The following is a 13,667-nucleotide window of genomic DNA, read 5'->3' on the forward strand; positions in this document are numbered from 1 at the left end:
ACGGCTTTTTATGTTATCTGCATGCTTACAACTCCCGAAGCATTAACGCAGGTTAATAGGTATATAGGTTTGATGTTTAGCCCCGACATAATCTGCACGTGGACGAATCAAACGATTATTCTCGTACTGCTCCAAAATATGCGCAACCCAACCCGACACGCGGCTGATCGCAAAAATCGGTGTAAAGAGGTCATGTTGAATCCCCAAGCTGTGATAAACGGAAGCCGAATAGAAGTCGACGTTTGGAAGCAAGCCTTTTTCTTTTCGAACAATTTGTTCCATGGTAAGCGACATATTATACCACTTGTCTTCCCCTGTTACTTCTGCTAATTGTCTCGACATTTCCCGCAAGTGTTTCGCACGAGGGTCCCCGTCTTTATAAACACGATGGCCGAAGCCCATAATTTTCTCTTTGTTTTTAAATGATCTTTGAAGATATGGCTCAACATAATCGATATCATTAATTTCATTCAGCATTTTCATCACACGTTCATTTGCACCGCCGTGAAGCGGCCCTTTTAACGCTCCGAGTGCAGCCGTTATCCCGGAATACATATCCGATAGCGTGGCGACACAAACACGCGCAGTGAATGTCGATGCGTTTAATTCATGGTCAGCGTGAAGAACAAGCGCTTTGTTAAAAGCCCGCTCTGAGGTTTTATCCGGAATTTCCCCATTTAACATATATAAAAAGTTAGCGGCAAAACTTAGGTCTGATTTCGGCATAAGCGGTTCTTTTCCTTCACGAATACGCGCATAGGCCGCTACGATGGACGATAATTGTGCTTGCAAACGGATTGCTTTACGATAATTAGCTTCTTGGGATATTTCATCAGCCTCTGCGTCATACATTGCGAGTGAAGATACACAAGTCATTAAGACAGACATTGGGTGGGCGTTCTCGATGGGGAGTTTTTCTATCATTGCAGTCAATTCACGATTTAAGGAAGCGCTTTCAATTAATTCGTTTCGAAATTCAGCTAATTGCTGGGATGTAGGAAGCCTTTTAAACCACAGTAAATAAATCACTTCTTCAAAATCCGAATAATTGGCTAAATCATCAACATTGAATCCTCTATACGTTAAAACATCATCAATAATAGAACTAACAGAAGACGTTGTGGCAACTACTCCTTCTAAACCTTTTGTTTTTAGCATGGCTATCCCTCTCTTCTAAATGATTAATTCCTGTATGAATCTCCGTTTGAATTTTGTTTTAACACATCCGGAATTCAACTCTCTGGATTCTCTCACCGCCAATCTGTTTAACGATAAAACTTTTAGTTGTTTTTTATTATATAAAAACTTTTTTTGGGTGTCCTTGATATTGGATATAACGGTTTATTTATAGACAGAAAGGAATATAGGGATCTAAATCCAGATTTTAGTGTTATAATGATAGTGAATATTACGAAAGAGGTGAAAATTCAGAAACAATGGACATTCGTCAAATTACAACATTTATTGAAGACTGGGTTCCTACGGAAGCCTCTGTAGCAATCGCGGGTAGAGATCAATACATAGATTATGTTTCCGGTATTCACGACATTCGGATTCGTCCCGGACAATCTGTCCCTTCAGGGAGCATTACAGATCGTGTTTACCGTCGGAAATGTCGAGTAGAATCTTTGATTGATGAATCTGTATTCGGCATTCCATATTACGGGATAGGATACCCTATAGAGGATCGGGATAGGTTCAGCGGTGCTTTAACCGTGATTCTTCCCCCCTCGTATTCATTTAAAAAGCAATCGCCCTTTTCTTTTATAACCGGCAAAAAAGGGGAAATTTGGAGCCCGATACCTATTGATCAAATTGCCTATATCGAAAGTAATCAAAAGAAAACATGGTTTTATACGGCAGACGGTCAGTACAGCACAATTTTCACACTCAAAGCTCTCGAACAAAGGTTACCGATCTCCTTTCTCCGTATTCATCGTTCCTATATCGTAAATATCTCGTTTATACAGCAGATGTCTCGTGACTTGTCTTCTAATTTAATTCTTAGGCTGAAAACACCCGATCGCACTGACCTGATGGTTAGTCAAACCTATGTACATAGTGTAAGGCGGACTCTCGGGTTTTGATTTATAAACTTACGCCATTAACAGATACACACTCATTCACAGTGCTGATTCAAGCAATGATGAAAGGGGTTACATCCCGGGATTTCTATTAATTGAAAACGCTCTGGAAAATCAACCCCCAGAGCGTTTCTCATGAATAATGATTATTTTGTATTCGTTCTTTCTCGATATGGATTTACTCTTTTTTCAAAAGAACATAAAACTAATACCGATCTATATTTTTTATCATTTTAGGCGAGAAGACTCCCACTTCAAATTTTCGTTAGAAAATTAAGTGGTAGGTAGTTCAATCCATTCATGTTAATAACTTTTAATTGTCAAATCCATTATATTATACGCTACAAAATAGGTCGCCAAAGAATAAATGGCTTCCTTGATACCCAATACGAAAATGGCACTCCCAAAAATAAAAAAATTAAATAACATCACATATTGACCAATGGAAAAACGGGTTCGTCCGCTTAATAAGATTGCCACGACCTCTGTTCCATCTATAGAACCACCGAAGCAAATAATGATGCCGACACCCATTCCTAATATTAATCATTGTCTGTTTTTTCTCCTTAATAATGCAGTTATTTATGAAGGATGAGTATAAACGGTTTTTCTCAAGTAATACGTTACAGCGTTTCTTTCTCACCGCTAAGCACGTATATTATTTCCATTAATTCGAATGACAATCAGGATCTTTATTTTAGAAGCGCTGTTCATCTTTGATGATTGATCACTCATCAAAATTCCTTCTAAAATAAAAACAGCCTCAACTCCTTAAAGGAATTGAGGCTGTATCCTAAAAAACCATATTCATCCAAATAATATAGTTTTATTTTATTAACCTTCCAATAATAAAGATTCCGGATCTTCCAACAGTTCTTTTACTGTAGCCAGGAAGCTGACCGCTTCTTTTCCGTCTACAATTCGATGGTCGTAGGATAGAGCAATATACATCATCGGGCGATTTTCCATCCGTTCTTCATCAATCGCTATTGGCCGCGTTTGGATTTTATGCATGCCGAGAATCCCCACTTGAGGACCGTTTAAAATCGGTGTTGACATTAAGGAACCAAAGACCCCGCCATTTGTGATCGTAAATGTTCCGCCTTGCAGCTCTTTTAATGTAAGGGCATTGTCGCGGGCTTTTTTGCCAAGGCTGCTGATTTCTCGTTCAATCTCGGCAAAGCTCTTCTGATTCGCATCGCGCACAACAGGTACGACCAACCCTTCCGGCGCTGCCACTGCGATTCCGATGTCGTAAAACTTCTTCAAGACAAGCTCGTCCCCTTGAATTTCAGCATTTAATAGCGGAAATTGTTTGAGAGCGGCAACGACGGCTTTTGTAAAGAAAGACATAAAACCAAGACGAACATCATGTTTTTCAAAGAATGCATCTTTCCGTTTTTTTCGTAAGTTCATGATGGCTGACATATCGACTTCGTTAAACGTTGTTAACATGGCAGCCGTATGCTGGACTTCTACAAGGCGTTTCGCAATCGTTTGGCGGCGGCGTGACATTTTCACGCGTTCTACAGGCTTATCAAACTCTGTTTCGGTTTGCTTGACTGCAGGCTTATTAACCTTCTCCACTTTTGGCTCTTCTTTTGCTGCGGGCGCTTGTGCGTGTGCCTTCACATCATTCGGTCTAATTCTGCCAAGCAAATCACTGCTTTTTACTTCATTTAAGTCAATTCCCAGTTCTCTTGCAAGCTTTCGTGCCGCAGGTGAAGCAACAGGACGTGTCATTTGTTGAGGTTCCGGCACTGATTGAGCACTCGGTTGGTTTGCGGCTTCCCCTGTTGGTTTTTCCTCATTCACTAATTGAGCCGGAGCTGTTTCCCCTCCTGCATTCTCGTCCAAAATAGCAATAACATCGCCCACTTCAACTGTGTCACCTGGTTGTTTTAATACTTTCGATAACACACCTGTGTATTCTGCATTTACTTCTAAATTAACTTTGTCCGTTTCGAGCTCGACCACACTCTGCCCTTTGTTCACTTTTTCGCCGACATTAATGAGCCATTGTGAGATGGTTCCTTCTGAAATGGATTCTGCAAGTTCAGGTACTTTGATTTCAATCATGTTCAACTTCCTTCCTAGTCTTCTCAAAGTTCATGTCAAATTCGTTTCTTTTTCAATGGGCATCTTTTTATGACGTTTGTTAACTGTTCATCAGTACTTTTCCTTGTGAATCAGTATCAAGTATACGTTCATGTTTCAACGCTTGATGGATGATTCGCTCTTGTTCTTTTTTATGAACCGTTGGGTCGCCTCCTGAAGGGCTTGAACGGTCCGGACGTCCGATGTAGCCTACTGTTACACGACCAGCCGCAAGTTCAAAAAGAATGGGTACTACATAGTGCCATGCACCCATATTTTTTGGTTCTTCTTGGACCCACACGATCTCTTCCAAGTTTGGATAACGTTGAATAAGCGCTTCGATTTTTTCCTTAGGGAATGGATATAATTGTTCGATACGAACAATGTGCAGCCCATCTAAGTTTTGGTGTTCTTTCCCTAATTCCACTTCCGCTGCTAAATCAATCGCCATCTTACCGGTTGTTAAGATTAATCGCTTAACTTTATCAACTTCTTTTCCGAGCTGCGGCTGTTCCAGCACCGTTTGGAAACCGCCTTCGCTAAGTGATAGATAAGGTGAAGCGGTAAGCGTATTACGCAGCAAGCTTTTCGGCGTCATTATGACCAACGGCCGAACATATTCAGTTCCTAAAGATGCTGCCTGGCGACGTAAAATATGGAAATACTGTGCCGCGCTTGTCAAGTTGGCGACCGTCCAGTTGTTTTCGGCTGCCAGCTGTAAAAAGCGTTCCGGACGGGCACTTGAATGCTCCGGACCTTGTCCCTCATACCCGTGAGGCAACAGCAAGACAAGTCCTGATCTTTGTCCCCATTTCGCGCGTCCCGCTGACACAAATTGATCAAAAAGAGCTTGTGCCGTATTGGCAAAGTCGCCATACTGCGCTTCCCATATCACAAGCGTTTCAGGTGCAAAAACATTATAACCGTACTCAAAGCCCACAACAGCCGCTTCCGAAAGCGGGCTATTATGAACCGCAAATGAGGCCTGGGCTTGCGGTAAATGTTGTAATGGTGAAAACGTCTTATTCGTTTCCGCATCGTGTAAAACAAGGTGGCGCTGCGCGAATGTTCCACGTTCAACATCCTGGCCCGTTAAACGGATCGGTGTGCCATCCTCTAAAATCGCAGCAAATGCCAGCGCTTCCGCTACTGCCCATTCCACTTTTCCGCCATCTGCAAATGCACTTTCGCGTCGTTCCAAAATTCGTTTTAGTTTTGGATAAACGTTAAACCCTTCCGGCCATTTTAATAACTCACGATTTAATTCACGGAGCGTTTCCGTTGCAACCCCTGTGTTCATGTCCGGAATTCCTTTTTGAATCACTTCCGGCACTTCTGCTCCTGCTTTCTTGTCATGCTTTTTGTTGCCTGAAACTTTGTCATATTCAGCCTGTAATGTTGTTTGAACATCCTGATCAATTTTTTCTACTTCCTCCAGGCTTAGAATGCCTTTCGTTTGCAGTTGAGCAGCGTACAGCGCTTTTACGGTTGGATGTTGATTTATTTTTTTGTAAACGTGAGGCTGGGTAACCGTTGGATCATCCATTTCATTATGTCCAAAGCGGCGATATCCGACCAAGTCGATAAGAAAATCTTTCTTGAAACGTTTGCGATACTGATAAGCAAGATAGGTTGCAGCAAGACAAGCTTCCGGGTCATCTGCATTTACATGCACAATCGGAATGTCAAACCCTTTGGCAAGGTCGCTTGCATATCTCGTTGAACGGGAATCGGAACTATCTGTCGTGAATCCTACTAAATTGTTGGTGATGATATGAATGGTTCCCCCTGTTTGATAGCCCTTCAATCTTCCTAAATTCAGTGTTTCAGAGACAATCCCTTGACCTGGAAACGCCGCATCGCCGTGGACTAAAACAGCAAACGATTTCGAAACATCTTGTTCAGGATGACCGGCTTTATGTCGCTCTTCCTGAGCAGCCCTAGCGAACCCTTCCACAACAGGATCCACAAATTCAAGGTGACTCGGATTATTCGCCAGTGTGACACGCGTCGAATTTTTGCCAGACGCTCCAATCAATCGATCTCGGCCTAAATGATATTTCACATCCCCTGTCCAGCCAGTGCTTATTTCCATTAAGCTATCCGGTGAGGAATGCGGCTTCGCTGAAACATGAAGAAATTCCGCAAACATGTTGCTGTATGGCTTTTCTAATACATGTGCCAGTACGCTTAAGCGTCCCCTATGGGCCATCCCGATCATGATGTTGTGTACGCCATCTCCGGCACCTTCACGAACCACTTCATCGAGCATCGGTACGAGCATATCCACTCCTTCGATGGAAAATCGTTTTTGGCCAACAAATGTTTTATGTAAAAATTGTTCAAAGCCTTCTACTTCTGTCAACCGTTTCAAAAGGCGGGCTCGTTCTTCTTTTGATAACGAACGGTGTAAAGCACCCGCCTCCGCCATTTGGGCTAACCACGCTCGTTCTGTGTGATCATGCACATGAGCAAACTCGTAAGCCAACGTATTGGTGTAGACATCTTTCAAACGTTGAACGGCATCAGCCGCTGTTTTGATCTCTTCTGGTGCATCTTCCCAGACATCTTCAGCCGAAATCGCTTTCAAGTCAGCATCATGCAGCCCGTATTTTCCTGGATTAAACAACTCTTCTCCTTGATTGTTCTTCTCTAAAGGATTAATGCTTGCTGCCAAATGGCCGTTTGAGCGAATGTCTTCCAGTAATTTCGCTGCTTGGAGCACTTTTTTAACATTCGCTTTGTTGGCTGAAACCACAGATGAAGCTTCACTGCCTTCTTTAACCAGTTCCGTCTCAACAGATAGAGGGGATCCCCATTTTAGAAAAAGCTCTTTTAATTGTTCGTCAACAGAATCTGCATTGTCCATATACCGTTCATATTGTTCCATCACATAGCCAAGGTTTGGACCATGAAACCCTCTCCACGGGTTTTCGTTGTTTTCATCGATTGCCATTCAAACTCACCTCAATGGTACTTTATGGTTTCTTTTTTGCTTACATTATCATTCTATCTCATTTCGATAGGGGTGTAACCTCTCTTTTGCGGACCGATATATTCAGCACGCGGACGAATTAAGCGATTATTCTCATATTGCTCTAATATCTGGGCTGTCCATCCGGAGGTGCGGCTAACCGCAAAAATCGGTGTAAACAACTCCCTTTTGATGCCTAAACTTTGATAAACAGAAGCTGAATAAAAATCAACATTCGGTAATAATCCTTTTTCTCTTGTAATGATTTCATCTATTTTGATAGACATTTCATAAAGCTTTCTCTGCCCTGTCAAATGAGTCAATTTTTCAGACATTTCCTTTAAATGCTTGGCACGAGGATCTCCTGTTTTATATACGCGATGGCCGAATCCCATTATTTTTCTCTTTTCTGCTAAAGCCTGACGAATATATGGTTCAACGTTATCTACATCACCGATTTCTTCAAGCATCCCCATCACTGCTTCGTTTGCCCCGCCATGGAGAGGGCCGCTTAAAGTTCCGATAGCGGAAACGATCCCTGCATAAATATCAGCAAGAGTAGCTACCGTAACCCGCGCAGAGAAAGTAGAGGCATTCAATTCATGATCAGCATGCAAGATCAGTGCCTTATTGAAAGCTTCAACAGCCACTTGATCAGGTTCCTCGCCTTTTAACATATATAGAAAATTTTGTGCAAAGCTATACTCCGATTTAGGCATGAGGATTTCTTGCCCTTCACGTACTCTTTGAATAGCGGCTACAATTGTTGACATCTGAGCCTGAATTTTCAATGCCTTTTTTCGATTTGCTTCCGGAGACAGATCTTTCGTCTCCGGATCCACTAAGGCCAAAGCGGATACAACGGTTCTAAGCGTGTCCATAGGATGGACGTTGCGAGGCAAAGATTTCAACAAGGAAAGAATTTCATCAGGTAACACTCCATAATAAACGAGGTCCTTTTTTAGCCGTGCCAATGCTTCAGCTTTTGGAAGCTCGCCGTTCCACAATAAATAGACAACTTCTTCAAAACTTGCGTTATCCGCTAATTCATCAATATCAATTCCCCGGTATGTTAGTGTTCCGTCAATAATCGAACTAACAGCAGATTGAGTGGCAGTGATTCCTTCCAGTCCAGCAGTCGTCATCATGATTTCTCCCATCCTTTTGTATTTTGAGCTTTCTTCTCCTCTTGTAGCAGCTCTTGAAATAGATAGTTAAGATTGCAGTATTTTATATTTTTAGAATATACAGTTACCACCGTTGATTCTAACGTTATTCTCCATCTATTTTCATAGGAATCGTGCTAAATATAATTGGATATTATGATATAACTAGCTGTTGTGTATGCCATGTAAGTCTTCGCTATATCATGTTTGATCCATTTTTCTTACACATGTTGTACAACTTTTTGTAACATGGTTCCATTCTTTGCATAATTCACATGCCAGGAATGGGCTTTTTCCAAGACATGCGGAGTTTGTCCGCCTCTTTGAAGAGCTTCTTGATAATACTCCCTTAATTGTTCACGGTACATCGGGTGAGCGCAGCGTTCAATAATGAGTTCGGCACGTTCTCTCGGAGCTAATCCGCGCAAGTCAGCATACCCTTGTTCGGTAACAATGACATCCACATCATGTTCCGTATGATCCACATGCGAGACAAAAGGAACAATGCTTGATATTTTCCCGTCTTTTGCAATCGATTTCGTGACGAAAATTCCAAGACGGGCATTTCGTGCAAAATCGCCAGAACCGCCGATTCCATTCATCATCTGTGTACCCATTACATGGGTTGAGTTCACATTTCCATAAATATCTAATTCCAAGGCCGTATTAATGGAAATCAGCCCCATTCGGCGAATCACTTCAGGATGGTTAGAAATCTCTTGCGGTCTCAAGATGAGTCTGTCACGATATTGCCCAAAATTCGAGAATACTTGCTCCATCTTCGAGGACGACAAGGTAATCGAACAACAAGATGCAAAACGAACTTTTCCGGCATCCAATAAATCGAAGACCGCATCTTGCAGTACTTCTGAATATACCTCTAAATCTGTGAACTCAGAATCTAGAAGACCATGAAAGACTGCGTTAGCTACTGAACCTATTCCAGATTGCAGAGGAGCAAGACGATTGGTCAATCGTCCAGCTTTAATCTCCTGGCGTAGAAATGTAATTAAATGTTGTGCCATAATCACAGTTTCTTCGTCTGGCGCCACGATCGTTGATGGAGAGTCGAGCTGGTTTGTAAAGACAATACCTTTAATTTTCTCTATGTCAACCTTTATTCCCATAGATCCGATACGATCATCTGGTTTGGTTAATGGAATCGGAGAACGTTCTCCCTGCTTACCCGGTTCATATAAATCATGAATTCCTTCTAACAATTCAGGTTGGGCTAAATTAATTTCAACAATGATGGACTTTGCATGTTGAGCGAACACCATCGAGTTTCCTACAGATGTGGTCGGGATGATCACGCCGTCTTCTCTGATAGAAACCGCTTCCAAAATAGCGAAATCAATCGGGTCCAATACATTGGCACGTACCCATTCTGACGTATGGGATAGATGTTGATCGATGAAATAAAATTCCCCTTGGTTAATCTTTTTTCGCATGGTAGGATCTGCTTGGAAAGGCAAACGCTTATTGAGCATGCCAACCTCAGCGAATAATTTATCAACATCCGATCCGAGGGACGCTCCCGTATACACATTGACTTTAAGTGGTTCTTGTTCCGCACGCTTTGCTAACGCAAAAGGAACTGCTTTTACATCTCCTGCTCGAGTAAAACCGCTTAATCCTAGTGTCATGCCATCTTGAATCCAAGATGCGGCTTCTTCTGCCGAAACCACACGGTCTTGCAAACGATGATCTTGAATACGATTGTAAACGCTCTCCATTTTTCCACTCCTCATTATACATCTTTTTTTATTATTTTACCCGACAAATTTTATGAGGAAGGAATTTTGGAATGAAATTAAAAAAAAATAGGATAAAACAGATTATTTTATCCTAAAACAGAATAAATTTTCAAAATCCGAGTAATTTTCTGAAATAACTGGCATATGACTGACTGACAGGAATCTTGGACCGATTTTTCATGACTAACAAAAACGTCGAATGCGTATCGGGATAAATCTCCTGGATGTGATTGACGTTGACAATATAGGATCGATGACATCGCACAAAGTAATCTTTCGGTAAAAGAAAATCAAATTCGTTCAACGTATATTTATGGGTGCCGGAATAATCTTCGGCAAACACGTAGGTCTTTCGATCACTTGCTTCTAAATACATCACTTTTGAAAAAGGAATGGGAACCCACCCATCATTGATTTTCACGGTTACCACTGATTTACCATTCGTCAGAGCGGGAAAAATCGCGGTAACGCATCCCTCGAGTTTTCCTTCGTCTAGAAGGGGAACAGCCATGCCGTAATAAGGAACCCCGAACACATCACGTTGGATAAATTCAGAGACCTTTTGTTTACTGACTAACGCTTTATAGGCAATCGTTCCTTCCTTTATGGAGTCTCCTGGCTTAATTTTTAGATTGATCCGTTTACTTGGTCGATAATAGATATATTTATCTGTATCCGATACGGCAATGGATGCTTCGTCTGAGAATAACTCACTAATAACATCTAGAAGGGAGGATGCTTTAAACTGTTCCATTTCCAACACCTTTCTTGATAAATTCAGCTTTTTGTCACCAGTATTCATTTTATATGTTTTTCACCATTTTTTCTATGGAATGTTCTTTAGATATTTTAGAAGTAAGGGGATTCCACAAGAGCACCCCCTTCTATTATCCCTCCACATGTTAACATCAGTTTGGGCAATAGGCAAAAAGCCAAACAATTGGAAAGCATGATTCCAAAGGAAAAGCAAGAGTTATCAACGGCCATGCCCTATAAAGTGTTAGCAGCCGCCGGTCTTTTTATTTTTATGATTCGGATTGTATTTGGAAATAATAGTACTTGAGGTGATAGAATGGAACTAAATCGTGTCAAAGAAATCCTTTCTTCTCCGGAAGAAATACCTGTGTACTATCATGGTGTTCCTGTCTGGATTGAAAGCATTGATGAAACTTCAAGTATGGCAACAATCCATGCCAGAGGAACTCATGATGAAAAACGACTGGTCGCCATTGATGCATTAAAAGAAAGATAGAAAAACGCGGAGGCCCTTCCCCTGTACGATAATGGGAAAAAGTCTCCGCTTCAATTGACATTGACTTCTATAGTTAAAGAATCATGATTGTGCCGTAGCCGTTTGTTCCGGAAAACCATGCTTTACGAGAGCATGATTCTCCCACGCCCTGCTCTTCCATCGGAAAAACATAATAACCGCGCGTAACCATTCATCGGCCGCGATAGCCAGCCAAATTCCGGCCAAACCCAGTACCAGCTGAAAGACAAGGAGATACCCTAATGGCAAGCTCATCGCAACCATGGAAAATAAACCGATCCATACGGGGTACTTAGCATCCCCTGCTGCTCGCAAGGAATTAATGAGTACGATATTCATGGTACGCCCCGTCTTCAAAATGATGCTTAATATTAAAACGTTCGCACCCATTCGGATAATTTCCGGGTCATCGGTAAATAACCTCATCAACGGCTCGCGGAACAGGATGACAAGTACAACCATCAGAAACGTAACCGCACTCGCCCACCGCACACTTTTCCAAACCTGATGATAAGCCTCGTCTTTCCGGTTGCCGCCCACTAATCTGCCTACAATAATGGCCGTTCCCATGCCGATAGCGATAGCGAACAAGTAAATAAACATCGACGAGCTTACAAAGGTTCTCGTATAAGCGGCTGACAAGAACCCGTAAGGGAGATTATCAGCCGCTTACGCGTAAATAATTGGACATAAATGCTTTTTATTTATGTCCAATTATTTATGTGGATTTATATAGATTTACTTTTATCAGAATATTTGTTACTATTTTCAATATTCAATAGAAAGAAGGAAACAAATGATGGAACAAATGATACAACAACATTCAAATCAATCATTACAACGTACAGAAGCGCCGTTTCGGGCAGATCAGGTGGGCAGTTTATTAAGATCGGAACGGATTAAAAAGGCGCGTTTGCAAAAGGCTGCCGGCGATCTCACTGCGGAACAATTACGGCTGATTGAAAACGAAGAGATCACTCGCATCGTTGAAAAGCAAAAAGAGGTTGGGCTTCAGGCCGTGACAGACGGAGAATTTCGACGGGCCTGGTGGCATTTTGATTTTCTTGAAAACCTTGATGGCGTGGAAGGCTATGACACAGAAAGCGGCATTCAATTCCATCAAAAACAAACCAAGTCTCACGCCGTCAAGGTGATAAGCAAACTAGATTTCACCAATCATCCGATGCTGGAGGATTACAAGTTTCTGCACGGCGTCGCCGGTGCGCATACGGCTAAAATGACGATTCCAAGCCCGAGTATGCTGCATTTCAGAGGGGAAATCGAAACGAGTGCTTACAGCGATAAAGAAGAATTTTTCCATGATTTGGCCCATACATATAAAAAGGCGATCCAAGCTTTCTATGATGCCGGTTGCCGATACCTGCAGCTGGATGACACGTCATGGGCCTATCTTTGTTCCGAAGAACAGAAAGAGCAAATACGGGCCCGGGGATTAGACCCTGCGGAACTGAGCGCGTTGTATGCGAAAACGATTAATGAAGCGGTAGCGGACCGTCCGGATGACCTGAAAATCACCATGCACATTTGCCGGGGCAATTTCCGCTCGACATGGATTTCTTCCGGCGGTTATGAGCCGGTGGCGGAAACACTATTTGAAGGCCTTAATATCGATGGGTTCTTCCTGGAATATGACAGTGACCGGGCTGGCGGCTTTGAACCGCTTCGCTTCGTAAAACGGCCAGATTTGCAGATCGTACTTGGCCTGGTTACTTCTAAATTTGGGGAATTGGAAAATCCCGAAGATATAAAACGTCGCATTGACGAAGCTTCCCGTTTTGTCGATTTGAACCAGTTGGGCCTAAGCCCGCAGTGCGGCTTTGCCTCAACAGAGGAAGGCAATTTACTGACGGAAGAACAGCAGTGGGCGAAACTGCGGCATGTGGTTGAAATTGCCCAAGATGTTTGGAAGTAAGGTTTAATGATGACATATCATTCCTGCAGTAATTCGGTTTGATATGTCTTTTTTTATGAACCGGATTGTATTGGGAAATACAAGTCTATTGTTTGTATACTGAAAAATTTTATCCATCACCCGGCTTAAAGTTTTCTATTATGTAATAGGCTTGCTCTTTTATCTAATTCCGGTGCAAAGAAAGTGAATGAAGCATATATCCATCAGTGGGGGTCTTACTGCCCGTTAATGCGGGATAAAAGGAAAAAGGGCAGGTTCATCTACAACAGATGAATCCTGCCCGAAATTTAACGTTTTCCTTTCTCATATGGTGTTCCCAATGCTTTTGGAGCTTCGGCACGGCCTACAAAACCGGCCAGCGCTAAAATCGTTAATACATATGGTGC

10 protein-coding genes and 2 pseudogenes are annotated in these 13,667 nt (G+C 42.2%); 3 read left to right on the forward strand and 9 right to left on the reverse strand.

The window, feature by feature from the left end; genetic code table 11:
• Window positions 1–42: 42 nt before the first annotated feature.
• A complete protein-coding gene (gene citZ / locus ACFOU2_RS15770) occupies window positions 43–1,158 on the reverse strand; it encodes a citrate synthase (RefSeq protein WP_377916737.1) in 1,116 nt (371 codons plus the stop codon).
• Window positions 1,159–1,436: 278 nt separating this feature from the next.
• Between citZ and ACFOU2_RS15775 the strand changes: the two genes are divergently transcribed.
• On the forward strand, window positions 1,437–2,087 hold the full coding sequence (locus tag ACFOU2_RS15775) for a LytR/AlgR family response regulator transcription factor (protein WP_377916739.1): 651 nt from the start codon (window positions 1,437–1,439) through the stop codon (window positions 2,085–2,087).
• Window positions 2,088–2,387: 300 nt separating this feature from the next.
• On the opposite strand, the gene ACFOU2_RS15780 is transcribed toward ACFOU2_RS15775, so the two are convergent.
• The 6 genes from ACFOU2_RS15780 to ACFOU2_RS15805 form a co-directional block, all read right to left on the reverse strand.
• Window positions 2,388–2,618 carry a YitT family protein gene (locus ACFOU2_RS15780; protein ID WP_377916741.1) on the reverse strand — a complete coding sequence of 77 codons (231 nt, stop codon included), beginning with the start codon at window positions 2,616–2,618 and terminating at the stop codon, window positions 2,388–2,390.
• A gap of 300 nt (window positions 2,619–2,918) precedes the next feature.
• Window positions 2,919–4,163 carry a 2-oxoglutarate dehydrogenase complex dihydrolipoyllysine-residue succinyltransferase gene (odhB, locus tag ACFOU2_RS15785; protein ID WP_377916743.1) on the reverse strand — a complete coding sequence of 415 codons (1,245 nt, stop codon included), beginning with the start codon at window positions 4,161–4,163 and terminating at the stop codon, window positions 2,919–2,921.
• A gap of 79 nt (window positions 4,164–4,242) precedes the next feature.
• The gene (locus ACFOU2_RS15790; RefSeq protein ID WP_377916745.1) at window positions 4,243–7,137 is read right to left on the reverse strand and encodes a 2-oxoglutarate dehydrogenase E1 component; all 2,895 of its coding nucleotides are present in this window, start codon (window positions 7,135–7,137) and stop codon (window positions 4,243–4,245) included.
• Window positions 7,138–7,190: 53 nt separating this feature from the next.
• Entirely contained in the window at window positions 7,191–8,303 is a 1,113-nt protein-coding gene (locus ACFOU2_RS15795; protein WP_377916747.1) for a citrate/2-methylcitrate synthase, read from the reverse strand.
• A gap of 239 nt (window positions 8,304–8,542) precedes the next feature.
• Window positions 8,543–10,072: an acetyl-CoA hydrolase/transferase family protein gene (locus ACFOU2_RS15800; protein WP_377916749.1), complete on the reverse strand. Its 1,530-nt coding sequence runs from the start codon at window positions 10,070–10,072 to the stop codon at window positions 8,543–8,545.
• A 115-nt stretch (window positions 10,073–10,187) separates the two neighbouring features.
• Entirely contained in the window at window positions 10,188–10,832 is a 645-nt protein-coding gene (locus ACFOU2_RS15805) for a LytTR family DNA-binding domain-containing protein (RefSeq protein ID WP_377916751.1), read from the reverse strand.
• A 318-nt stretch (window positions 10,833–11,150) separates the two neighbouring features.
• Between ACFOU2_RS15805 and ACFOU2_RS15810 the strand changes: the two genes are divergently transcribed.
• Window positions 11,151–11,330, forward strand: coding sequence for an H-type small acid-soluble spore protein (locus ACFOU2_RS15810; protein WP_377916753.1), 180 nt, complete (start codon window positions 11,151–11,153; stop codon window positions 11,328–11,330).
• 81 nt (window positions 11,331–11,411) lie between these two features.
• Here the strand turns inward: ACFOU2_RS15810 and ACFOU2_RS15815 are convergent.
• Window positions 11,412–11,996, reverse strand: a pseudogene (locus ACFOU2_RS15815) (MATE family efflux transporter); the annotation flags it as partial.
• A gap of 148 nt (window positions 11,997–12,144) precedes the next feature.
• Here ACFOU2_RS15815 and ACFOU2_RS15820 point away from each other — a divergent pair.
• A complete protein-coding gene (locus ACFOU2_RS15820) occupies window positions 12,145–13,281 on the forward strand; it encodes a 5-methyltetrahydropteroyltriglutamate--homocysteine S-methyltransferase (RefSeq protein WP_377916755.1) in 1,137 nt (378 codons plus the stop codon).
• Between the two features lie 287 nt (window positions 13,282–13,568).
• Here the strand turns inward: ACFOU2_RS15820 and ACFOU2_RS15825 are convergent.
• Window positions 13,569–13,667 (reverse strand): annotated as a pseudogene (locus tag ACFOU2_RS15825) (ABC transporter permease); the annotation flags it as partial.

Source organism: Bacillus songklensis (genome assembly GCF_042649685.1).
In the GTDB taxonomy this organism is placed as follows: Bacteria; Bacillota; Bacilli; order Bacillales; family Bacillaceae_H; genus Bacillus_BA; species Bacillus_BA songklensis.